Annotated in this window: 22 protein-coding genes; 9 read left to right on the top strand and 13 right to left on the bottom strand. The window is 39.9% G+C overall.

Annotation, left to right across the window (positions count from 1 at the left end; all coding sequences use genetic code 11):
• The 3 genes from EAE92_RS13380 to EAE92_RS13370 form a co-directional block, all read right to left on the bottom strand.
• Positions 1–686 (bottom strand): Imm52 family immunity protein (locus tag EAE92_RS13380; protein ID WP_214068433.1); only part of this gene is annotated, 686 nt, incomplete at its 3' end.
• A 12-nt stretch (positions 687–698) separates the two neighbouring features.
• Positions 699–1,307 carry a restriction endonuclease fold toxin 5 domain-containing protein gene (locus tag EAE92_RS13375; protein WP_214068432.1) on the bottom strand — a complete coding sequence of 203 codons (609 nt, stop codon included), beginning with the start codon at positions 1,305–1,307 and terminating at the stop codon, positions 699–701.
• 1 nt (position 1,308) lies between these two features.
• Complete coding sequence (locus EAE92_RS13370) at positions 1,309–1,656, bottom strand: hypothetical protein (protein ID WP_036780498.1); 348 nt, start codon at positions 1,654–1,656, stop codon at positions 1,309–1,311.
• A 410-nt stretch (positions 1,657–2,066) separates the two neighbouring features.
• Here EAE92_RS13370 and pyrG point away from each other — a divergent pair, with 410 nt between their 5' ends.
• The 6 genes from pyrG to EAE92_RS13340 all read left to right on the top strand — a co-directional run bounded on the left by pyrG (position 2,067) and on the right by EAE92_RS13340 (position 7,971).
• Positions 2,067–3,704, top strand: coding sequence for a glutamine hydrolyzing CTP synthase (gene pyrG, locus EAE92_RS13365; RefSeq protein ID WP_040149638.1), 1,638 nt, complete (start codon positions 2,067–2,069; stop codon positions 3,702–3,704).
• Between the two features lie 72 nt (positions 3,705–3,776).
• The gene (gene eno, locus EAE92_RS13360) at positions 3,777–5,078 is read left to right on the top strand and encodes a phosphopyruvate hydratase (protein ID WP_110086581.1); all 1,302 of its coding nucleotides are present in this window, start codon (positions 3,777–3,779) and stop codon (positions 5,076–5,078) included.
• 295 nt (positions 5,079–5,373) lie between these two features.
• A complete protein-coding gene (locus EAE92_RS13355; protein ID WP_052739485.1) occupies positions 5,374–5,529 on the top strand; it encodes a type II toxin-antitoxin system RelB/DinJ family antitoxin in 156 nt (51 codons plus the stop codon).
• Positions 5,530–5,702: 173 nt separating this feature from the next.
• Positions 5,703–6,056, top strand: a complete 354-nt coding sequence (locus EAE92_RS13350) for an aminotransferase class V-fold PLP-dependent enzyme (protein ID WP_236548269.1) — start codon at positions 5,703–5,705, stop codon at positions 6,054–6,056.
• Positions 6,057–6,078: 22 nt separating this feature from the next.
• Positions 6,079–7,272 (top strand): MFS transporter, encoded by a 1,194-nt coding sequence (locus tag EAE92_RS13345; RefSeq protein WP_110086580.1) that lies wholly within the window; start codon positions 6,079–6,081, stop codon positions 7,270–7,272.
• A gap of 489 nt (positions 7,273–7,761) precedes the next feature.
• Positions 7,762–7,971, top strand: a complete 210-nt coding sequence (locus EAE92_RS13340; RefSeq protein ID WP_046396916.1) for a helix-turn-helix domain-containing protein — start codon at positions 7,762–7,764, stop codon at positions 7,969–7,971.
• 332 nt (positions 7,972–8,303) lie between these two features.
• Here EAE92_RS13340 and EAE92_RS13335 read toward each other — a convergent pair whose 3' ends face one another.
• The 6 genes from EAE92_RS13335 to EAE92_RS13310 all read right to left on the bottom strand — a co-directional run bounded on the left by EAE92_RS13335 (position 8,304) and on the right by EAE92_RS13310 (position 13,706).
• Entirely contained in the window at positions 8,304–9,026 is a 723-nt protein-coding gene (locus EAE92_RS13335; RefSeq protein WP_105398465.1) for a helix-turn-helix transcriptional regulator, read from the bottom strand.
• Between the two features lie 153 nt (positions 9,027–9,179).
• Positions 9,180–9,902 carry a helix-turn-helix transcriptional regulator gene (locus EAE92_RS13330; protein ID WP_105396452.1) on the bottom strand — a complete coding sequence of 241 codons (723 nt, stop codon included), beginning with the start codon at positions 9,900–9,902 and terminating at the stop codon, positions 9,180–9,182.
• A gap of 297 nt (positions 9,903–10,199) precedes the next feature.
• Complete coding sequence (locus tag EAE92_RS13325; protein WP_036808134.1) at positions 10,200–10,922, bottom strand: helix-turn-helix transcriptional regulator; 723 nt, start codon at positions 10,920–10,922, stop codon at positions 10,200–10,202.
• A gap of 309 nt (positions 10,923–11,231) precedes the next feature.
• On the bottom strand, positions 11,232–11,954 hold the full coding sequence (locus EAE92_RS13320) for a helix-turn-helix transcriptional regulator (protein WP_214068431.1): 723 nt from the start codon (positions 11,952–11,954) through the stop codon (positions 11,232–11,234).
• A gap of 153 nt (positions 11,955–12,107) precedes the next feature.
• Positions 12,108–12,830, bottom strand: a complete 723-nt coding sequence (locus EAE92_RS13315) for a helix-turn-helix transcriptional regulator (protein WP_214068430.1) — start codon at positions 12,828–12,830, stop codon at positions 12,108–12,110.
• A gap of 153 nt (positions 12,831–12,983) precedes the next feature.
• Positions 12,984–13,706 carry a helix-turn-helix transcriptional regulator gene (locus tag EAE92_RS13310; RefSeq protein WP_036808128.1) on the bottom strand — a complete coding sequence of 241 codons (723 nt, stop codon included), beginning with the start codon at positions 13,704–13,706 and terminating at the stop codon, positions 12,984–12,986.
• Between the two features lie 1,342 nt (positions 13,707–15,048).
• Between EAE92_RS13310 and EAE92_RS13305 the strand changes: the two genes are divergently transcribed.
• On the top strand, positions 15,049–16,434 hold the full coding sequence (locus EAE92_RS13305; protein WP_214068429.1) for a DASS family sodium-coupled anion symporter: 1,386 nt from the start codon (positions 15,049–15,051) through the stop codon (positions 16,432–16,434).
• Positions 16,435–16,524: 90 nt separating this feature from the next.
• Here EAE92_RS13305 and EAE92_RS13300 read toward each other — a convergent pair whose 3' ends face one another.
• On the bottom strand, positions 16,525–17,727 hold the full coding sequence (locus EAE92_RS13300; protein ID WP_214068428.1) for an MFS transporter: 1,203 nt from the start codon (positions 17,725–17,727) through the stop codon (positions 16,525–16,527).
• A 385-nt stretch (positions 17,728–18,112) separates the two neighbouring features.
• Between EAE92_RS13300 and EAE92_RS13295 the strand changes: the two genes are divergently transcribed.
• Complete coding sequence (locus tag EAE92_RS13295; RefSeq protein WP_036808122.1) at positions 18,113–18,346, top strand: AbrB/MazE/SpoVT family DNA-binding domain-containing protein; 234 nt, start codon at positions 18,113–18,115, stop codon at positions 18,344–18,346.
• Positions 18,333–18,749: a PIN domain-containing protein gene (locus EAE92_RS13290; RefSeq protein WP_040153440.1), complete on the top strand. Its 417-nt coding sequence runs from the start codon at positions 18,333–18,335 to the stop codon at positions 18,747–18,749. Before EAE92_RS13295 ends, EAE92_RS13290 begins: the two co-directional genes overlap by 14 nt.
• A 534-nt stretch (positions 18,750–19,283) precedes the next feature.
• Here the strand turns inward: EAE92_RS13290 and EAE92_RS13285 are convergent.
• From EAE92_RS13285 to EAE92_RS13275, 3 genes are all read right to left on the bottom strand, one after another.
• Entirely contained in the window at positions 19,284–20,216 is a 933-nt protein-coding gene (locus EAE92_RS13285; RefSeq protein WP_214068427.1) for a 2OG-Fe(II) oxygenase family protein, read from the bottom strand.
• Positions 20,217–20,218: 2 nt separating this feature from the next.
• Positions 20,219–20,401, bottom strand: a complete 183-nt coding sequence (locus EAE92_RS13280) for a hypothetical protein (RefSeq protein ID WP_214068426.1) — start codon at positions 20,399–20,401, stop codon at positions 20,219–20,221.
• 947 nt (positions 20,402–21,348) lie between these two features.
• Complete coding sequence (locus tag EAE92_RS13275) at positions 21,349–22,287, bottom strand: 2OG-Fe(II) oxygenase family protein (RefSeq protein ID WP_214068425.1); 939 nt, start codon at positions 22,285–22,287, stop codon at positions 21,349–21,351.
• Between the last annotated feature and the right edge of the window lie 575 nt (positions 22,288–22,862).

The raw sequence follows: 22,862 nt of genomic DNA, 5'->3' as shown, positions 1-22,862 counted from the left end.
AACAACTGAATTTCAATATCATTGGCTTTATCAATATCATCCTGATTTTCGCCGTCAAAAATGCCTTGTTTGGTGATAATTAATGTCCCCAATTGTTCTTTATCATTGGTAATAGGCAAGATTTCAGCGGCCATTGGTAATAATGCGGGATCTATAACAAAGGGTAAATAAATCATCCACCCAGCACTTAACCTGTCGGGGAATACCTGATTTTTCTTCAAGGTATAACCGTTAGTTTCTACCATAATGTAGGGAGCATTACGACTGAGAACTAAAAAAGTAATAAAATCAATCAACCGTGAAAACTGAAACTCTTTTTCGTCAATATTAAGATCTATTCTTACCTTAGTTTGTCCTAACCTGTCACTACGGTAGTTTCTGTAGGATATAGAACAGGCAAGATCATCATTTTCACCATCCCAGATTTTCTGGACAATAAAAGGTGGTATTTCCTTATAGTCATTCTCAAATGCCTCTATTACCTTTTTCGTTGCCCCTTGTTCATCAAAGGCAGTGTGTTCTAATGCCTGCTTACGGGAGTGTCCGGGAAGAAACCAAATCTTGTGATGTCCAAAGAATAGATCAATCTGTTGCGTTATTTTATACAAATCAGTGAGTGCCATTTGTGGAGTCAACGATTCTTTCCAGTCAAAATACAGTTCTATTTCCAGTGATAAAATAGCCATTTATTACCTCGTCTATCCAATTAAAGGGGTGTGAAATACTTTAACGTTGGGATGCCCAGAGAATTCTTTCGAATAGTAAGTTGCACTCATAGGTTCCATAAAATGCCAGTGGGAGCGTGGAATGCTATTCAATGAAGTACATACTTCTTGTTGTCTACTAGCTTGCTTTATCATGGATTTATCTCCCGCCCACCATTCCATTGGCTTTCCCTTCCTAAAAAACTGATCATATTTAGCTTTAGATTCCAGAAATAGGCATGCTTTTGGTCGCCAGCCATCAAAACTGACCCCCAGACATTCCCATACTTGTATGAGTTTTGCGTCCGGTTTGTAAACGGTTTTAGCTATCTGGAGTTGATAATCAAGGGTAATCTGCGAATATGAACTGGTGCTTTCCCAACTGGGACTCACTTTCTCAATGGCAGGGCAAGCCTTGCATTCTTCCCTTGTTGTACTGATCACATCCGTTCGGGCTTCCGCTTGCTCTTTTTCATCATCCTTGTCTTTTGTCATTTCCGTAACGCCGAGGCCCACACCAACGCCAACCAATATGCCCGCAAGGGCTGATGCCGCATATTCGGCAGCAGTCAGGGCTGCCGGGACTAACAGAGGTAAAGGCATGTTAATTGCTCCTTTTCAACAATTTATCTATTATTCTCAAGATATCTTTGTATTGTTGTTCCGGGTTTTCTCCTGCTTCAAGGGCATTTTTGATTTCTGGTACACCGTGGAAATTAAGATTAAATGCCGTTAAATAAAGGTATGATTTAATCAGCTTTTTATCTTTAAAGCCCAGGTCTTCGATTAAATACCGATAGGCTTCTTTAAGCCGCTTATGCAAATTTTTCTCATCCTCATGCACAACCAAGTCGGCATGTTCTGACAAAATGCATTGCCTGATTTTTTCAATATAAGTATTGTCCTCTGCATCAATAATTTTATCGAATTGTTCCTGAGTCAGTATAATCATAGCACCGCTCCTTAAATCATAAGCGACTGTTACCTATAATGGGGCCTTTGGGTTGAGTGTGATTTAGATGAAATGATCACTATAGAAGCAATAATACTGTTTTTTAATCAATTAAAGCAATAAAATCATCCGACATTGAGAATAAACAGGCACGATTGACTTCATGGAAAATAAAGTTTGTGTCTGTGCTCATGTTGACATTGACAATGCTATGAAAGGGGTTGTTATCCACGTACAACGAATGAATCGGCTATGTTTAAGCAGAGATGGGGTTAATGTGGGACAACAAAATGCGGGAAAAGTACCTTAATTTGCGTTCAGATTATTTGTGGCGAATTTAAGGTTCGGGTATACTGCTTTCCCGTCCTGGTTATATCCATCATCTTTAAACCTAAACTTTCAGGTTCAGCATGAAAACTAATTATATTTTTGTGACCGGCGGGGTCGTATCCTCTCTGGGTAAAGGCATTGCCGCAGCCTCTTTGGCGGCTATACTCGAAGCCCGTGGACTCAATGTCACGATTATGAAACTGGACCCGTACATCAATGTCGATCCGGGTACGATGAGCCCAATCCAACACGGGGAGGTCTTCGTTACCGAAGACGGCGCTGAAACTGATCTCGATTTAGGTCACTATGAGCGTTTCATCCGCACTAAAATGACTCGCCGCAATAACTTTACGACGGGGAGGGTTTATTCCGAAGTGCTGCGCAAAGAGCGCCGTGGCGACTATTTGGGGGCGACCGTTCAAGTTATTCCTCACATCACCAATGAAATCAAAGATCGCATCATCAGTGGTGGTGAAGGTCATGATGTGGTGCTGGTGGAAGTTGGCGGTACTGTCGGTGATATCGAATCGTTGCCATTCCTTGAAGCCATTCGTCAAATGGCGGTCGAAGTTGGCCGTGAACACACTTTATATCTGCATCTGACACTGGTGCCTTATCTGGCGGCGGCTGGCGAAGTCAAAACTAAACCGACTCAGCACTCGGTAAAAGAACTACTCTCTATCGGTATTCAACCGGATATTCTGATTTGTCGTTCAGATCGCGTTATCCCTGCTAATGAACGGGCAAAAATTGCACTTTTCTGTAATGTGCCGGAGAAAGCGGTTATCTCCCTAAAAGACGTTGATTCCATTTATAAAATCCCAGGGCTATTGAAATCTCAAGGCTTAGATGATTATATTTGTAAACGATTCAGCCTTGATTGCCCGGAAGCAAATTTGTCCGAATGGGAGCAGGTCATTTACGAAGAAGCTAATCCTTCTGGTGAAGTCACTATTGGGATGGTGGGTAAATACGTTGAACTGCCTGATGCGTACAAATCCGTGATTGAGGCATTGAAGCACGGTGGATTGAAGAATCGTCTGACGGTTAACATCAAGCTGCTTGATTCTCAGGATGTTGAAACTCGTGGTGTTGAATTATTGAAGGGACTGGATGCGATTCTGGTTCCTGGCGGCTTCGGTGGTCGTGGTGTGGAAGGCAAAATCATGACAGCCCGTTATGCGCGTGAGAACAAAATCCCTTATCTGGGGATCTGTCTCGGTATGCAGGTGGCATTAATTGAGTTTTCTCGCCATGTTGCGGGTTTGGAAAAAGCCAGCTCAACAGAATTTGAGCCAGATTGCCGGTACCCGGTTGTTGGCCTGATCACCGAATGGCGTGATGAAGACGGTAATTTAGAAGTGCGTAGCGAAGAGAGTGATCTTGGTGGAACGATGCGTGTGGGTGGTCAGCCATGTCACCTGACAAAAGATAGCTTAGTGCGCGCCTTGTATGGGGCAGATACGATTGTTGAGCGTCATCGTCATCGCTATGAAGTGAATAATTTACTGCTGAAACGTATTGAAGATGCTGGTCTTCGGGTAGCGGGTCGTTCAGTAGACCATAAATTAGTAGAAATTATTGAGATCCCAGACCATCCTTGGTTCGTGGCTTGTCAGTTCCACCCAGAATTTACTTCCACACCTCGTGATGGCCATCCGTTATTTACTGGTTTTGTTAAAGCCGCCGGTAAATATCAGAAAGGCCAGCTCAAATAAGATGTGCAGTGAGTGACGGTATGAAGTATTCCGTCACTTACCTGAAATGTAACTTGTACTGAGGAAAACCTAATGTCCAAAATCGTTAAAGTGATCGGTCGTGAAATCATTGACTCCCGTGGCAACCCAACCGTAGAAGCAGAAGTGCATCTGGAAGGGGGTTTTGTGGGTTTAGCGGCTGCGCCCTCTGGTGCGTCTACCGGTTCTCGCGAAGCGTTGGAACTGCGTGACGGTGACAAATCCCGTTTTATGGGTAAAGGTGTATTGAAAGCTGTTGATGCAGTGAATGGCCCGATTGCACAGGCAGTTATCGGTCAGGATGCTAAAGATCAGGCTAACATCGACAGAATCATGATCAACTTGGATGGTACTGAAAATAAATCCAAATTCGGTGCTAACGCGATTCTGGCGGTTTCTCTGGCTAACGCTAAAGCGGCGGCGGCGGCGAAAGGCATGCCGTTGTACGAGCACATTGCTGAATTGAATGGCACTCCGGGTAAATTCTCTATGCCGTTGCCGATGATGAACATCATCAATGGTGGTGAACACGCGGATAACAACGTTGATATCCAGGAATTTATGATTCAGCCGATTGGGGCAAAAACGTTGAAAGAGGCGGTGCGTATCGGTTCTGAAGTTTTCCATAGCTTGGCTAAGGTTCTGAAAGCAAAAGGCATGAGCACTGCGGTTGGTGACGAAGGGGGCTATGCGCCTAACCTGGAATCTAACGCGGCTGCGCTAGCTGCTATTAAAGAAGCGGTGGAACAGGCCGGTTATGTTTTGGGTAAAGATGTCACTTTGGCTATGGATTGCGCCGCTTCTGAATTCTACAACTCAGAAACGGGTAACTACGAACTGAAAGGTGAAGGTAAGACTTTCACTTCTCAAGAGTTCACTCATTATCTGGAAGATTTGACCAGAAAGTACCCGATTGTTTCTATCGAAGATGGATTGAATGAATCTGACTGGGAAGGTTTTGCTTACCAGACAAAAGTGTTGGGCGAAAAAATCCAGTTGGTTGGCGACGACCTGTTTGTCACCAATACCAATATCCTGAAAGAAGGTATTGAGAAAGGCATTGCTAACTCCATTCTGATTAAATTCAACCAGATTGGTTCTCTGACAGAAACACTGGCAGCGATTAAAATGGCAAAAGACGCAGGTTACACGGCGGTCATTTCTCATCGTTCCGGTGAAACAGAAGATGCGACTATTGCTGATCTGGCAGTAGGCACCGCGGCAGGCCAAATCAAAACCGGTTCTATGAGCCGTTCTGATCGCGTTGCTAAATACAACCAGTTGATCCGTATTGAAGAAGCTTTGGGTAATCGCGCTCCTTTCTATGGTCTGAAAGAAGTAAAAGGTCAGGCTTAATTGGTAAGTATTAGTTAAACAGGAGGGGTAAAACCCTCCTTAATGCCTTAACCAACATACGAGCCGTTGTTAACGTTGCCCCGAAAATAAAAAGGCTGCTCGCCGCAGTTGGGTAGACTCATCGATGGTAACGACGCTGCCATTGCCGGGTACGCCATTGCAGTGGGATTGCGTTGGTCACTGATAATTCGTGAGAGTTTAAACGAGCGCGGCTTTTTTGCGTGGCAGTTTTGATGTGTTGAGTGTTTCTTATCCTTTTGCCGGTAGTGGAACAACTACTATATAAAAGTGAAGTATGGTTATTAATCGATTAGCCGCAGAAGGTCGGCTGCCGGATGGGTTGCTGCAACCGAATAGCGAGACGTTACAGGCAATTCATGATCTAGAGAACGGGATAGGCGTTCACCGTGCCAACACGCTTGATGAATTAAAAAGTGATCTAGGTTGGTAACAGTGCTGATTTTCGTTTATCAGAGCCGATTTAAAAAGGATGCCAAAAAGTACGTCAACAATAAAAAGCGCAAGAAATCATTATGAAAACCCTTGCGCTTTTGCAAACCAGCCAGCCATTACCACCGAAGTATAAAGTACACCGCCTGAACGGTATTACGTTATTTAAGGGATTTGCTTCGGTCGTATATTATCGATAATGTGGCTGACGTTCGGATAAATGGTCATCTCATCGAATGCCTTCCCGGCCTGTTAAATGTCTCCTTCAACGGCTTGGATGCTGATTCGCTTTTGCTGGAGCTTTCCGAAGTCGCGTTGTCCTCTGGGTCTGCATGCACATCCGCTAACAGAGCGCCGTCACATGTATTGAAAGCAATAGGACTCAACGATGCTCAGGCTCAAGCCAGTGTGCGCTTCGGACTGGGCAGATTTAATGACGAGGACGAGATACGGTATGTTTGTCTACGTCTACAAAAAGCGGTGAATAAATTGAGGTCGATGGCGCCAAAGCCATTCGGCGTCCTGTAATAATTAAGATGGAGTTTGACTCATGCGAACAATGTCGGCACTTTTTCTCCTGTTCGGAACCCTGTTCACTGCGGGGGGATATGGCGCCACCTTTCTTATTTCCGCGTATTTTCGGTCACAAGGGGGGAGTGACATTGATACTGGAACGACCCTTAGCGCGGCCTTGATCGGCACCTTGATTGGCGTTCCTTTGGTTGGATGGTTTGCCGGGCGACTGGAAGCATCGCGCCTTGCAGCCCTCGCGGCGCTGGCGATGTCTTGCGGATATTTTCTTTTAGGCGGTTTCAGCGGTGAACTGAGTTATATCCCGCGTATCGCAGCGTTCTTGATTGGACTCGGTTGGGGAATGTTCTATATCAGTGGGCCTATGGCATTGTCGGAACGTGTTACTGACGCTGACAGGGGGCACTGGTTTACTCGCTTCAGCGCGTTTCAAATGGCTGGGATTTGCGGTAGTCCCATCCTCCTTGCCGCGGCGGTTGAACAGGCAGGAGTGCCCATACAAACAACGTTTCTCTTTGTTGGCGTCATTGGCATCCTCGCCTCGTTACTTCTGGCGACCTTTGGGATCAAGGAGCCGCATGGTCAACGGGAGTTATCACTGAGACCTTGGGTGAGAAAAATAACCAAGATTGCTGCAAGTAGTGCGATCCGTCCCATTATCATGGTGGGGTTGGGAGGCGGCGTATTTTCTGGAATGATGTCGTTCCAGAGTTCGCTGGTTGAAGGGACTCGAGCAAATGCAAGTACATTCTTTGCTGTACATGCGGCGACCGTGGTTGTGTCGCGGCTTTTATTAGCTCGCCGTTTATCGACGATGCCCCGTACCCCATTAGTCATCGCGCTGATGTTATTCTTGATTATGGGCATTCTGGCCCTGCTAGGCGTACCGGTTCACCCTATGTTCCAGGTTGTGGCGGCCATGTTAACGGGGATAGGCTATGGATTGGTGTATCCCGTTATTCAAACATGGGCAGTAAACGACTCTGCGCTTGAGAATCGTCATGCTGCTCTCACTTGGTTCGTTGTCGCCTACTTTGTGGGGATATTTGGATTTCCGGCAATCGGTGGATGGATATTAGTTGGCGCGGGCAAAACTTTATTTATCCTAACTCTAGCTGCAATAGCTTCTCTTGAACTTATGGTGGCAATATTGGGAGGACGGTGGTTTTGTCGCATTAAGGGCAGGTTAACGGCACAGAATGAAGCACGTTAACAGTCATTCAGCCAGTCGATAATTATCGACTGGCTTTGCTGTTGTACAAGCAATTTTTCGATGACCATGAAGTAGTTAAATTCAGAATCTCTGTAGTCCCGTGCTTCGACATTATCGATTGAGCTGGGACAGTCACTTAGCGTTATTCCTCGTAATTGAAGAGTTTTTTAGGACATTCATTAATGTATTTAATGCTCTTCCAACATTTCCCAAAATAACTAAACTTTTTAAACATTCTAGTATCTATAAAAGAGAATTTATTAACAATTAAAGTTCATTTATGACTTTTGAACGTTAGATATAACATTTTCCTATTCGGAGAATATTTGGCTGTACTTAGCGGGGTTTAACGTTTTAGTTCAGTTGTTTTTTAATATTCCGCACTAGTGCGGACTCAGGGAAAAAGCTGTAACAATATAAAAACATTAATTTGAAGAGAGTATGAATATAGCACCTTGAATAACCAAACTGAGAGGAGAATCAGGAATGATTGTAAAAAACGACTGGCACCCGGCTGATATTATTGCAGGGCTTAAAAAGCGGGGAACGTCGTTATCTGCTATTTCAAGAGAAGCGGGGCTTGCATCATCCACTTTATCAAATGCTTTGCACCGTCCGTGGCCTAAAGGTGAGCAGCTCATTGCTACTGCTTTAGATTGTGAGCCTTTCGAAATATGGCCAAGCAGATATTCAAAATGAATTAAAATAAACTTCTCGAAAAAAAATCAATGAGAAGAGATTAAATACCTGAAGCTTTTCTGGTGTTTTGTGGAAAGTTTCAGGTATGATCATAAGATTAAAATAGAGTTATTAACGTCACGTCTTAATGTTTGCCATAATTAATTTTTTTCGGCATCAATTATTTAATATTTTATTATGTGGGCATTCCTCTTTATATCGCTGTTGATTTCACGGATCACCAGATAGGCGTAGTATTACATAAGCGGATGAAACAAAACTTTTTGGGAGGGGAGTAGGATTCTGCTTGGCAGAACCCTAACGACATAGTAACGACAGCGATGCTGTAATTGTTATGCTAAAGGTATATAGGGATTCGGGTTAATAAATCGGGTAGGAGCATAGTTATCATACCCCTTACCCCTGCAATATTCTTTTAACTGGCTTAATGAATTTATCCCTATTTTCTGATAAATGATATGTAGCCTGCTTTGTACCGTTCTATATGTGATGCCTAATTTTCTAGCTATATCTTTAGCGCTTAGCGATTGCAACGCAAAAAATACTATATCGAACTCTCTATCAGTAAATAAATCAGTTGGTTTGCCAAAATTTAATGAGTCAGGGTGAATGTTGTTTTCAAAATGGTACATGGAATAAATTTCAAGTTTTTTGCCGTGTCCAACAACCCCAATGGATTTCCCATCTTTCATTAAAGGTGTAACATCGAGCATAAATGGTTGGATTATTTTTTCTCTCCCGCCATAAGTGAAGGTGTTTAGTACCGGAATAGTTTTTTGACTTGTCATTACGTTTTTATCGTTAGCTTGTATAATATCTTCAAACTCAGACCACGGTGCTGGACATTCACTATCAAGTCTACCTTCTATGTTGAAACCCTTGGGAAGGCCACTGTAATAAAGCATAATATTATTAGCATAGACGAATCGAGATTCGTTATCTTTTATAACCCAAAAATCGTTGCTGTTTTCCATGTATGAGATGAAAGCATCAAAGCTTTTTGAATGAACATCCAGATCTTTGTTTACAGAGAAACTCATCGTGTTATCTTTCATAATTTCACCTATCATAATTAAACTGTAAGAACTTCCATGTGAGATATCCCACATAACTGCTTTTCGCGCTGTTAAGCGAGTTTAGGTCGGAGCATAGAGTTCTGTTTAGACAGAACCCTAATGGCATAGTGACGGCAAAAATATTGTGCATTGTTATGCCAGAGGTATAAAGGGATTAGGGTTAATAAATCGGGTAGGAGCATAGTTATTATATCCTTTACCCCTGCAATATTCTTTTAACTGATTTAATGAATTTATCCCTATTTTCTGGTAAATGACATGTAGCCTGCTTTGTACTGTTCTATATGAAATACCTAATTTTTTAGCTATATCTTTAGCACTGAGTGATTGCAAAGCGAAAAATACTATATCGAACTCTCTATCTGTAAAAATCTCAGTTGGGTTGCCAAATGATAATGATTCAGGATGCCTGTTGTTTTCAAAATGATACATGGAATAAATTTCAAGTTTTTTACCGTGCCCCACAACCCCAATACATTCTCCATCCTTCATTAGTGGTGTAACATTGACCAAAAATGGTTGGATTATTTTTTCTCTCCCGCCGTAAATGAAGGTGTTTAGTACCGGAATGGTCTTTTGACTCGTCATTACATTGCCATCACTAGCATGTACAATATCTTCAAGCTCAGACCACGGAGCTGGACACTCACTAACAAGTCTCCCTTCTATGCTAAAACCCTTAGGAAGACCGCTGTAATAAATCATAGTATCATTGGCATAGACGAATCGATGTTCCCTGTCTTTTATAGCCCAAAAATCGTTGCTGTTTTCCATATATGAAATGAAGGCGTCAAAGCTTTTTGAATGAACATCCAGATCTTTGTTTACAGAGAAACTCATAGTGTTATCTTTCATAATTTCACCTATCATGATTAAACTGTAAAAACTTCCATGTAAAATTATCACTTTTACGACACAATGGATAATTATATTTATGAGTTTCTGGGCACCTATTTGGTGCGGATGATTTTACAGAGGAGCAGTTTCCTGTAATCATCTTCAATATACTAATATTCTATATTGTGTAAAATTTTTATTATTAATTATGTTTTTAATGAATAATTGCAATGTGAAATATGCTGGATAGAATGTGAGAGAAACAAGGCTTAAGGTTCTGCCAAGCAGAACCCTAATAGAATGTGTAGTTCATTGTTATACTAGAGGTATATAGGGATTCGTGTTAATAAATCGAGTAGGAGCATAGTTATCATATCCCTTACCCCTGCAATATTCTTTTAACTGGCTTAATGAATTTATTCCTATTTTCTGATAAATGATATGTAGCCTGCTTTGTACCGTTCTATAGGTAATATCTAATTTTCTCGCTATGTCTTTAGCGCTTAGCGATTGTAATGCAAAAAATACTATATCGAACTCTCTATCAGTAAATAAATCAGTTGGTTTGCCAAAAGTTAATGAGTCAGGCTGAATGTTGTTTTCAAAATGATACATGGAATAAATTTCAAGTTTTGTACCGTGACCAACAACCCCAATGCATTTCCCATCCTTCATTAGGGGGGTAACATTGAGCATAAATGGTTGGATCATTTTTTGTTTCCCACCATAAGTCAAGGTGTTTAATACTGGAATGTTTTTTTGACTCGTCATTACAACATCACAACTAGCTTGTATAATATTTTCAAACTCAGACCACGGTGCTGGACACTCACCATCAAGCCTCCCTTCTATATTAAAACCTTTAGGAAGACCGCTGTAATAAATCATTGCATCGTTGGCATAGATGAATCGATGTTCGTTATCTTTTATAGCCCAAATATCATTGCTGTTTTCCATATATGATATAAAGGCGTCAAAGCTTTTTGAATGAACATCCAGATCCTTGTTTACAGAGAAACTCATCGTGTTATCTTTCATAATTTCACCTATATGATTAAATTGTAAAAACTCCCATGTAAAATTATCACTTTTACAACACAATGGATAATTATATTTATGAGTTTTTGGGCACCTATTTGGTGCGGATGATTTTACAGAGGAGCAGTTTCCTGTAATCACCTTCAATATGCTAATATTCTATATTGTGTAAAATTTTTATTATTAATCATTTTTTAATAAATAATTGCAAAATGAAATATGCTGGATGGAATGTGAGAGAAACCAAGGTGTAAGGCTCTGCCAGGCAGAACCCTAATTGCGTAATGACGATAACGGTGCGGTTCATTGTTATACTAGAGGTATATAGGGATTCGGGTTAATAAATCGGGTAGGAGCGTAATTATCATATCCCTTACCCCTGCAATATTCTTTTAACTGGCTTAATGAATTTATCCCTATTTTTTGGTAAATAAATTGTAACCTACTTTGTATCGTTCTATATGAAATACCTAATTTTCTCGCTATATCTTTAGCACTGAGTGATTGCAACGCAAAAAATACTATATCGAACTCTCTATCAGTAAATAAATCAGTTGGTTTGCCAAAAGTTAATGAGTCAGGATGCCTGTTGTTTTCAAAATGGTACATGGAATAAATTTCAAGTTTTTTACCGTGACCAACAACCCCAATGCATTTTCCGTCCTTCATTAACGGTGTAAGATCGGCTAAAAATGGTTGGATCATTTTTTCTCTCTTTCCATAAGTGAAGGTATTTAGTACCGGAATGGTCTTTTGACTGGTCATTACGTTTTTATCGTTAGCTTGTATAATATCTGCAACCTCAGACCACGGAGCTGGACATTCACTATCAAGTCTACCTTCTATGTTAAAACCCTTAGGAAGATCGCTGTAATAGAGTGCAACATCATTAGCATAGACGAACCGAGATTCGCTGTCTTTTATAATCCAAAGATCGTTGCTGTTTTCCATGTATGAAATGAAAGCATCAAAGCTTTTTGAATGAACATCCAGATCTTTGTTTACAGAGAAACTCATCGTGTTATCTTTCATAATTTCACCCATCATAATTAAACTGTAAGAACTTCCATGTGAGATATCCCACATAACTGCTTTTCGCGCTGTTAAGCGAGTTTAGGTCGGAGCATAGAGTTCTGTTTAGACAGAACCCTAATGGCATAGTGACGGCAGAAATGTTGTGCATTGTTATGCCAGAGGTATATAGGGATTCGTGTTAATAAATCGGGTAGGAGCATAGTTATCATACCCTTTACCTCTGCAATATTCTTTTAACTGGCTTAATGAATTTATCCCTATTTTTTGATAAATAAATTGTAACCTACTTTGTACCGTTCTATACGTGATACCTAATTTTTTAGCGATATCTTTAGCGCTTAGTGATTGCAACGCAAAAAATACTATATCGAACTCTCTATCTGTAAAAATCTCAGTTGGATTGCCAAATGATAGTGATTCAGGAGGTTTATTAATTTCCATATGATACATTGAAAAAATTTCTAGCTTTCTAGCTCTGCCTACTACGCCAATCGATTCTCCATCTTTTATCAAAGGCGTGACATCCGCTATAAATGGTTGAATAATTTTATCCCTGCCACCATACATAAATGTAATCAAAGTAGGAATGACTTTTTTTTCATCCATCACTCTACGGTCATTAGATTGAATGATATCAGCAACCTCAGACCAATAAACCGGACACTCACTATCCAGTTTACCTTCAACATTAAACCCTTTGGGTAGTCCACTATGATGAAGTCCATAATCATTCATATAGATAAATCTCGATTCCTTATCTTTTATGTACCAGAACTCATTACAGTTCTCCATATACGATATGAAAGCATCAAAGCTTTTTGAATGAACATCCAGATCTTTGTTTACAGAGAAACTCATAGTTTTATCATTCATAATTTCGCCTATCATAATTAAACTGTAAGAACTTCCATGTGAGGTGTCTCACATAACTGCTTTTTGCATTATTAAGCGAGTTTTGGTCGGAGCATAGGGTTCTGTTTAGACAGAACCCTAATGGCATAGTGACGGCAGGAATGTTGTGCATTGTTATGCCAGAGGAATATAGGGATTAGGGTTAATAAATCGGGTAGGAGCATAGTTATCATATCCCTTACCTCTACAATATTCTTTTAACTGGCTTAATGAATTTATCCCTATTTTCTGGTAAATGATATGTAGCCTGCTTTGTACCGTTCTATATGAAATACCTAATTTTTTAGCTATATCTTTAGCGCTTAGTGATTGCAAAGCAAAAAATACTATATCGAACTCTCTATCAGTAAATAAATCAGTTGGTTTGCCAAAAGTTAATGAGTCAGGATGCCTGTTGTTTTCAAAATGGTACATGGAATAAATTTCAAGTTTTTTACCGTGACCAACAACCCCAATGCATTTCCCATCCTTCATTAGGGGGGTAATATTGACTAGAAGTGGTTGGATTATTTTTTGTCTTCCACCATAAATGAAGGTATTTAGTACCGGAATGGTCTTTTGACTAGTCATTACGTTTCTATCGTTAGCTTGTATAACATCTACAAAATCAACCCACGGTCCTGGACATTCAATATCAAGCCTGCCTTCCATATTAAAACCTTTAGGTAGGTTGCAGTAATAATGAGTAACATCATTAGCATAAACGAATCGAGATTCGCTGTCTTTTATGATCCAAAAATCGTTGCTGTTTTCCATATATGAAATGAAAGCGTCAAAGCTTTTTGAATGAACATCCAGATCTTTGTTTACAGAGAAACTCATAGTTTTATCATTCATAATTTCACCTATCATAATTAAACAGTAAAACAGTAAAACAGTAAAACAGTAAAACAGTAAAACAGTAAAACAGTAAAACAGTAAAACAGTAAAACAGTAAAAAACTCCATGTAAGGTTATCACTTTTACGATGCAATGAATAATTATGTATCGCTTTTCGTGCCATTTAAAAGCAAAGGATTATAGAAATTTTCACTTATTCAAGTAAGAGTAATTATGCTTTATCTGAAAGTGATTAAACAGAGTTAAGAAAATCCGTTCTTTATCTATCAAAATGATTTTAAAATCTGGGAAAAAGACAAGCGTATTGTGAAAAAACAGGTAAAAACTTTAATCATTAAAGATAAAAAAGGTGATTAAGGATTTTTCAAAGTAGGTGAAAATTCGATGCTATACAGACATTGGAAGAGAAAACAGGTTTTAATTTGATTAATAAAGTGACCAAATAGGCTGCATTAATCTAATAACAGGAGTATGAGGTTATATCAAAACATTTAACAGGATTAAACCGATTAAGAAAACTTTCTCAAATAAAAGATTTTGTATGGTTGCAAGAGGTTTACCGGAAATCAGGAACAATCATTAAAGAAAGCTGATAAGCTTTTAAGTTAACCGGGATTAGCTGTGAAAAAAGGAATAAAAAATTTATTTAATCACATTAAAAATGATTAAAGGAATGAGGATTGTCTTAATATCATTAGCATACCTGTTACCCTCTCTGGTTTTAAATCTAAAAAATAAAATATAGCAGAAGGAAAAACTAGGTGTCAGTTTAATGAAAACGGTTAAGTTAAATAGGGTTCAGGAAATGAAAAAAACTATTAAGTTTAAAAAAACGGTTAAAATTTTTTACGATTAAAATCAGAAGTTTAAATAGTGGTTTTTAATAACAGTTTAAAACCTACCATCAAAAAGCTATCGGTGAAAAATGAAAAAATGGTCTTATTGATGTTTAAATACCCGTCGAACCTATAACCTTGCCGGTAAATTAATTCGCCAGATTTTTAATCATCGTTGATGCTAAAACACTCTCTCGTTTTTTAAATGGGTTTATTAGCAATTTTAGGAGAAGTAAAACTCACCTGCTTTTGTGCCAACAAACGGCATAAAATATAACGGTTTCCTATACCTATAAAGGTGTAATAATGTGATATAACAACGAAAATTTGTATAAAATACCGTCTTTCATGATTTAATTGGTTGGTTCTTGCGCTTTAGATCCCAAAATTCAAAGAACTGCATTTGCTTCTTACTGAAGACTCCTTATATTCACACGCCTTGTATTTTTTTAACAATTGTAGCAATGGTGGATCAGATATCACCGGCGCTAATGGAGTCGCCAATGGATGCTTCTGAATCTTTAACACCAGCCATGAAGCTAAATTTTTCTAATAAAAGAGGCTTAATTATTCTGGCTGCTGATGTTGTATTACTATTTATTCTACTTAATACATTGCCGTTTAGTGAAAAAGCTAATGCGGGTTTAGCGCTAATGGTATTTGTTGGCGTACTGTGGCTTACCGAAGCTATTCACGTCACTATTACTGCATTATGTATTCCCATTCTGGCAGTTGGTATGGGATTGATGAATACGGGAGATGCGCTGAAATCTTTTGCTAATCCCATCATCTTCCTGTTTTTTGGTGGTTTTGCTCTGGCAACCGCGCTTCACATCCAAGGACTGGACAGACTGATTGCGAACCGTTTGCTGATGATTGCCCGCGGACGTTTGTCTGTAGCGGTGATGTTGTTGTTTGGTGTGACGGCTGGCCTTTCCATGTGGATCAGTAACACCGCGACTGCCGCGATGATGCTGCCATTAGTCTTGGGTATTTTGTCCAATCTGGATGCGCGTTCTGAGCGCCATACATTTGTATTTGTGCTGTTGGGGGTGGCTTATAGCGCAAGTATTGGTGGTTTAGGTACGTTGGTTGGTAGCCCGCCAAACGCGATTGCAGCGGCTCAACTGGGCATCGATTTCTTCAATTGGATGAAGTTTGGGGTTCCGTTGGTGGTTATTCTGATGCCAATGATGGTTGGTGTTATGTATTTGATGCTGCGCCCGAATTTGAATCATAAATTCGATATGAAGCTGGAAAAACTGGATTGGACTGGTAAGCGTCTAATGACCATGCTGATCTTTCTATTAACCGTATTTTGTTGGATCTTTAGTACGGTTATCAGTTCTGCCTTAGGGGGCGTGAAAGATCTGGATACCATTATTGCTGTCAGTGCTGCCGTTCTGATTGGTATAACGGGGGTGGCGAGTTGGTCCCAGATTCAAAATAACACCGAGTGGGGTGTGTTGATGCTGTTTGGCGGTGGTCTGACTTTAAGCGCTATTTTGAAAAACTCAGGTGCTAGTGAAATCATGGCGAATGGTATGGCTGCTACTTTTGGCGCAAGCCACTGGTTTGTGATTATTATTGCGGTAGCTGCATTTATTATCTTCCTGACTGAATTTACCAGTAATACAGCCAGCGCAGCTTTGCTGGTACCGATATTCGCAACCGTTGCGGAAGCGTTGGGCATGCCGGTAATGACGCTGACGCTCATTATCGGATTCGGGGCGTCCTGTGCCTTTATGTTGCCGGTTGCCACCCCACCTAATGCGATTGTTTTCAGCTCCGGTCATATTAAACAGACTGAAATGGTCAGAGTGGGCATGGTGCTGAATATTGCCTGCATCGTTATTATCTCTCTGTTTGCTTGGTTATTCTGGTTATAACTGAAAATTTACTCATGTCCCTCTGGACACAATAACTATTCAATATCCCCATCAAATATAGGTGGGGAAATAAAGCCAGAGGGCGAAGATTCATAGAGAAGGATTTGCCGAACGCGTCAGCCAGAAATCCAATATTGCCAATGTCAGGCCGATGACCAATCCGACGGATAGCACGGCCATTGCTGTGCTTGAACCTCCTACGATTAACCCAATAGTAACTAATGGCACTAAGCACAAAATTCCCAGATTATTGAATGTTTCTGCAAAGGCCAGAACCATACCTTTGTTAGAGCCTGCTCGTGTTGCCAAAACGACGGTACTTGCAGGCGCTCCAACGCCCAGTGCGGCACCCCAGAATATCAAACATCCTAGAGAACCGAAGAGCGTAAGCGGAACCAGCATAAAAATAGAGATCACTCCAGTCAGTAGCAAACTGACGAAGACCAAAGTCACTTCTTCGCGACCGCAAAGCTTACGGAGCCAACCGGCGGATAGATTACCTAATCCCAAGCCAACACCAAAGGCAGCGACAGTCAAACCGATTTCAGTGGGGCCAAATCCGTACCGTTGACGTAAGACTTCTCCAGACAAAAGAAAAGCAGAGACGCCGGCGCCATTCCAGGCCCCTTTTGCAATGAGCGGCCTGACAACCGACCATTGCCGAAACCAGACTAAGCGCTGGTTTGTTGGCTTTAGGAGTACGGTTTTTGATGGAAGGCAGTAGATCCCAATGATGAATGTAACGACACAGCCGAATGAGGTAAATAAAAATGGTGCCTGCCAATTTATTAAATCTGTCAGTATCCCGGCTAAAGCTGGACCGAATGCAATGCCAAAAGTCATACCGAGCATAACGACGCCCATTGCTCCGGCTTGGCGATTATAAGGAATGATATCGGCGATCAAGGCAAATACGGTGGGGATGATTACCGCTGATGCTATACCGCCAAAAATTCGCAGCGTGATTGCGATATTAAGAGTGGGAGCAAGAATGATAGCCAGACCATCTGCGGCGAAAAACAGCAGAGAAATCAGAAGTAATCTGCTTCTGTTAATACGATCTGCAAAATACCCAAATATAGGTGCTGCCAGAGCGTAGGAAAATGCATAGCTGGATACCAGCCAGGATGCTCCGACCGCCGTTGTCCCGAAGGCTACTGCAAGAGGGGTAAGCATGGATGACAACATGAATTCGGTTGCGCCAACGAAGAATACAGTGACTGAAAGGATAAATAAAAACGTGTGTTTTGTACTCTGTTCCAAAGTGAATGAATATTGTGCTTTTTTGTTCATAAGATCGATTTAACTCCATATGTAGATAAATGTTCGTATATTTCTTGTGGTAAAGCGTGATGAGTCATGGTGTAGAAAAGCTGTTGTGAAATACATATAAGGAGGGCAGACCAGATTAGGCTGATGTGAAAGTGTTAGGAATTGCAAAGGAGGGGAGGAAGCTGATTAGTAATATACCCGATAAAGAAAGCGAGCAAGGAATTAATTTATCGGATTATATGTCGGATACCGGATATAAGAACGGCGATTATCCCTTGTATGCATTTTTCAGCTACAGGAAGTTTGGTAAAAATCTTCCCCGTATTCGGGGGAGATGCATTTGGTTAAGCTTGTATTTTGCAAGAATGGATATACAATAAAAATGTATATCTAAGGAGGTAATGTCATGCAAGTAGCAAAATGGGGTAACAGCCTTGCCATACGTTTGCCGGCTAGTTTAGTTGAAATTCTGGAATTGCGTGAAGGTGATGATATTGAGATTGTAGTGGATGATCCGCGTACCTTCGCGGTACGCAAGAAGCCTGGATCTGAGGTGTTGTTGGAGCGTCTTCGGACATTCCGCGGTAAGTTGCCGGCAGATTTCAAGTTCAGTAGAGATGAAGCGAATGACAGGGGCTAAGTCTTGCGGTTTCATCGACAGCAATGTGGTGCTGTACCTGCTGTCCCAAGACGTGGCCAAGGCCGATAGTGCCGAAGCGCTGCTGAAGGCGAATCCGGTCATTAGTGTACAGGTGCTCAACGAAGTGGCGCACGTGTGTGTGCGTAAACTTAAGATGAGTTGGGAAGAGATAGCGGAGTTCCTCGATATTGTACGTAGTTTTTGCAAAATCGTGCCTCTTACGGTTGAAGTTCATGACCGAGCTAGGTTTATTGCAGAGCGTTATCACTTGTCATTCTACGATTCTTGTATTGTGGCGGCTGCGGTCATCGCAGGTTGTCGGGCGCTCTATAGTGAAGACATGAATCACGGGCAGATGTTGGAAGACAGCTTGGTTATTAAAAATCCATTCTCATATGTCTGACGATTTGGTGAGTCCGAGAGGGATCGAGGTTTGCATACCGATTTAACCTGACAGGCACCGGTATAAAGGTATCTGTCAGCTCAAATCTGCGTTATGACCCCGATTTATTGTGCAGAAAATATCTACATTTATATAATTGTTATATATGCTGACATTTCATAATTTTCTCGTAATGGATAACTTAAAGAAATGAGGAGATAATATGGTTAACAATATAATTTTATTTAAAGACTCTTTAAAGTCTATTATAAAGAATTAAAGATTTTTCATGTTTATTAAGGATATATGTATTCGTTGATATTTTACCAAAGCTATTGTCAATCGAGGTCATGAGGAAAAACCTGTTTACACTTATTCCTATTCTCCAGGTTTTAGATAGAGAAAAGTTTGTTGCAAACAGGTTATGATTGGCATAACAAGCCATCTTTTACTATATGACTAAATTTATTAATTGTGTTGGAAGCCCGCCGTTTTATCGTTTGATGGATTTCTATTTACATCTATCATTTATATTCATAATACGATGTTTGAGATTTATAAAATATCATTATTATCATACGTCCGACTAATTTCTTGAACAGCAAATTCTTGGACGGATTGAATCTTAATCGGGCCGTTGGGACCATATTTGTAGATATTACTAGTCGGGGCATTGTCTAAAAGCATCACATAGGACATTCTATCCCGCTGTCCATTCCGTTCTGTGCGAACGACGCCATGTATATTGGCCCGAACAGTTTTCGTTAAATTTTCTGTTAGCACTTCGATTGAACTGCCAAAGTTAATGATTAAGTAGCCAGGAACAGGATCGATAGCCAAAAGTTCATCATCTATATAAGCCAATAACCCACGTTCAGTTGTTCTTAGAATTGTTATCCATCCTATATCTCGATGAAATTTGGAGCCTTGGGTCGCTTTCTCTGATCGGTAGTGATTAAACCCCAACATCAGGTGGCCTTTTCCCTCTGAAAGACCACCTGTAACTAATTCCCAGTCACTGTGAGGAATACCAACATAATTTAGCACTGAGCGTAATATACATGTGCCTATATGCGCCATGCGATGACCAAGTGTCGCGACCTCGGTCGGAATTAAGTTCCAGTGCGCTCGTTCGAGATAGAGATTTTCCCATTGAGCATATTCTCTATCGAAATAACCTTCGTAACCGTTGGAAAATGTGCATGATTTGAAGCCCGTATAAGGACGAAGGTCGCCTTCTGTCGCAGGTTCAAAGAAGTGGTATGCAAATCGATCCCCGTGTTCAAAATCTATATAGGATGGAACCTCCAAGAGGAAAAAGCCATGTCGAATAGCTCGGTCAAAACCATCATCATCAATAAAAACAAGGTCGTCTCCTTTTAGGTGGGATCGCGCTATGTTTGCTGATTTATAAGTTTTTGCTGCGGTTATTTCGGATGGCATTGGTGGTAGTTTAACTAGAGTTCTCATTGTTGATGAGGTTTTCATGATTATGGCCCTTGAATAAGATGGTAAAAGAGCTGTTGATGTTTCCGACTTTTATACCCGTCATCTTTCAAGTTACCTCTTTGTTGGCTGCGCTCACTCACCCCGGTCACATAGTTCTCTATGCTCCCGGGGATTCGCTCCCTTGCCGTCGCGATGTATCTTGAAATCCATAGGGTATAAATCATTGCATCAGTTTTCCTCTTTTGAAAATTGAGGAATGTTTTAACTAGTGTTAAAGCGCTATTTTTGCCATATTGATCTCTTCTTGACCCAATATGGATACCAAGATTAAACCTATCTTCACTCAATATTGACAATCCATGAGAAAAGAGATGATGTTATAATTATTTATCATAGCTATAGATGACAATCTCGTCACATATGCATTTGCTAATTAATGTTTCTTATCTATGTGATTAATATATGGCATGGAAAGAATTAAAATGCAAATGGCTACAATGAAAAATACGATTTGTTTTTTATCATAAAAGTTTTAATCATGAAAATCTTATAAATCATTTTGTTATTTTGTTATGATTTATGGTGAAGTTTTTATGGAGTTGTTATTAGTTTTGTTGTAATTATTGATGTTGAGTAAGATAGTAAATGATTTATTTTATCTAGTTGTTTGTTTAATAAAAGATATTTCATTGATATATGCGTAAATTGAATCTAAATTTTTTAGATTAAATGCGGTAGGAAATTAAGTTGATAGGCTTTTCTGATAGAAAGTTTATATGATTGTTATGTGTTATAATGTTAATTAGTTGAATCTTATTCAGTTTAATGCTGTTTTTTCATAATTCTCCTGTACCGAATAAATGACAGATATTTTCATTCTGTTACGAGTTGAACTGTCCATGAAGTTATTTTGGCTTATATATCCTATGGATTTCAGATGCATCGCGACGACAAGGGAGCGAATGCAGCCAACAAAGAGTCAACTTGAAAGATGACGGGTATAAAGGACATACGTATTTACTGATACTTTTACCAATAATATTAATAAAAATGCGTAGAAAAACCTGTTTACCCCATCCTGCTCTTTCGGTTTTATAGAGAGAAGTTTGTTGCAAACAGGTTGTTAAAAAAATAGATTTAATGTATCTGGTGTTTTTATAAAAAAAACAATCTATAAAGTATCATTATCATCATCGTATGTTCGACTCGCTTCCTGGATAACAAACTCTTTAACGGATTGAACTTTGATGGGGCCGTTGGGACCATATTTGTAGACATTGCCAGCCAGATCGCTAACTAAAAACATGACATATGACATTCTATCGCGCTGCCTATTTCTTTCTGTGCGAGCAACGCCATGTATATTGGCTCGAACATTCGGGGTTAAATTTTCTGTCAGTACTTCGATCGAACTACCAAAGTTAATGATCAGGTATCCTGGAACAGGATCAATAGCTAAAATCTCATCATTTATATAGGCAAGAAGGCCACGTTCAGTTGATCTTAAAACTGTCACCCATCCTGAATCCCGATGAAATTTAGAGCCTCGGGTAGCTTTCTCTGATCGGAAGTGGTTAAACGATAACATCTGGTTTCTTAGCCCTTCTGAAATACCATTAGTAATGAGTTCCCAGTCACGGCGAGGAATGCCAACATAAGTTAACACGGAGCGTAGTACGCATATACCGATGTGTGCCATATGATGACCTAGTGTTGCGACCTCTGATGGCATGAGGCGCCAGTGTTCCCGTTCGAGGCGGAAATGTTCCCATTGATCATGTTCTCTGTCGAAATAACCTTCGTAGCTATTGGAAAAAGTTGTATATGATTTGAATCCCGTATAGGGGCGAAGGTCACCTTCTGTGGCGGGTTCAAAGAAATGGTATGCAAATCGATCGCCGTGTTCGAAATCCATATATGATGGTGCTTTCAGGAGGAAAAAGCCATCTCTGAGTGCTTTGTTAAAGCCGTCTTTGTCAGTAAAAATAAGGTTATCTCCCTCTAGATAGGAGCGTGCCATATCTGCTGATTTATATGTTTTTGAGGCTTCGCTTTCCGATGGCATTGGTGGTAGTTTGACTGGAGTTCGCATGGTTGATGATGTTGTCATAGTGATAGTCCTTAGTTGTGGTAAAAGAACTTTTGTTTATTCTTTTGTATCTCTGAAATATATATTGCCGATATTACATTTGGTGCTTATTCTTATATTGTTTTCTTATAGTGTATTAATCTTTTTTTTCTTTTTATTAGAATTTTGATAATTATATCAACAAGTTTATTGATTAAAATCCTAAGTGATTATTCGGCAAAGTAATTAATATTGATTGCTAACTATCCTAGCTGACTTTTTGAATATTACAAGAATTTGATGGTTTATATATGAAAAATAATAGAAATATAAATGGCGACAGTAGAGTTATATTTTTTTAATTTGTTGTTAATATGAGTGTTTTATAAATTACTTGGTGATGTTTTATTGCTTTCATTATTTATTGTTAAAAGTGATAGTTTATCAATGGTATTTTTATGATTTCCATTAAGTTTAGTAATTAATGTTTCCTGATTATCACTTAAATTCAGCTCCCATAGGCGTATACTTAAAATAAGTCTGTGTGGAGGTAAATGAAAATGGCTAAAAATCAGATTCAATTCCAAAAAGGCATTTCTATTCATGAGTTTATTTCA

Source organism: Photorhabdus hainanensis, assembly GCF_018448965.1.
GTDB lineage: Bacteria > Pseudomonadota > Gammaproteobacteria > Enterobacterales > Enterobacteriaceae > Photorhabdus > Photorhabdus akhurstii.
This window is presented reverse-complemented; position numbering and strand designations above follow the sequence as displayed.

Bases quoted from the DNA above. Each gene is read 5' to 3' on its own strand.
- EAE92_RS13375 (WP_214068432.1), bottom strand. From the start codon at position 1,307: ATGCCTTTACCTCTGTTAGTCCCGGCAGCCCTGACTGCTGCCGAATAT.
- EAE92_RS13370 (WP_036780498.1), bottom strand. From the start codon at position 1,656: ATGATTATACTGACTCAGGAACAATTCGATAAAATTATTGATGCAGAG.
- pyrG (WP_040149638.1), top strand. From the start codon at position 2,067: ATGAAAACTAATTATATTTTTGTGACCGGCGGGGTCGTATCCTCTCTG.
- eno (WP_110086581.1), top strand. From the start codon at position 3,777: ATGTCCAAAATCGTTAAAGTGATCGGTCGTGAAATCATTGACTCCCGT.
- EAE92_RS13355 (WP_052739485.1), top strand. From the start codon at position 5,374: ATGGTTATTAATCGATTAGCCGCAGAAGGTCGGCTGCCGGATGGGTTG.
- EAE92_RS13345 (WP_110086580.1), top strand. From the start codon at position 6,079: ATGCGAACAATGTCGGCACTTTTTCTCCTGTTCGGAACCCTGTTCACT.
- EAE92_RS13335 (WP_105398465.1), bottom strand. From the start codon at position 9,026: ATGAAAGATAACACGATGAGTTTCTCTGTAAACAAAGATCTGGATGTT.
- EAE92_RS13330 (WP_105396452.1), bottom strand. From the start codon at position 9,902: ATGAAAGATAACACTATGAGTTTCTCTGTAAACAAAGATCTGGATGTT.
- EAE92_RS13325 (WP_036808134.1), bottom strand. From the start codon at position 10,922: ATGAAAGATAACACGATGAGTTTCTCTGTAAACAAGGATCTGGATGTT.
- EAE92_RS13320 (WP_214068431.1), bottom strand. From the start codon at position 11,954: ATGAAAGATAACACGATGAGTTTCTCTGTAAACAAAGATCTGGATGTT.
- EAE92_RS13315 (WP_214068430.1), bottom strand. From the start codon at position 12,830: ATGAATGATAAAACTATGAGTTTCTCTGTAAACAAAGATCTGGATGTT.
- EAE92_RS13310 (WP_036808128.1), bottom strand. From the start codon at position 13,706: ATGAATGATAAAACTATGAGTTTCTCTGTAAACAAAGATCTGGATGTT.
- EAE92_RS13305 (WP_214068429.1), top strand. From the start codon at position 15,049: ATGGATGCTTCTGAATCTTTAACACCAGCCATGAAGCTAAATTTTTCT.
- EAE92_RS13300 (WP_214068428.1), bottom strand. From the start codon at position 17,727: ATGAACAAAAAAGCACAATATTCATTCACTTTGGAACAGAGTACAAAA.
- EAE92_RS13295 (WP_036808122.1), top strand. From the start codon at position 18,113: ATGCAAGTAGCAAAATGGGGTAACAGCCTTGCCATACGTTTGCCGGCT.
- EAE92_RS13290 (WP_040153440.1), top strand. From the start codon at position 18,333: ATGACAGGGGCTAAGTCTTGCGGTTTCATCGACAGCAATGTGGTGCTG.
- EAE92_RS13285 (WP_214068427.1), bottom strand. From the start codon at position 20,216: ATGAAAACCTCATCAACAATGAGAACTCTAGTTAAACTACCACCAATG.
- EAE92_RS13280 (WP_214068426.1), bottom strand. From the start codon at position 20,401: ATGATTTATACCCTATGGATTTCAAGATACATCGCGACGGCAAGGGAG.
- EAE92_RS13275 (WP_214068425.1), bottom strand. From the start codon at position 22,287: ATGACAACATCATCAACCATGCGAACTCCAGTCAAACTACCACCAATG.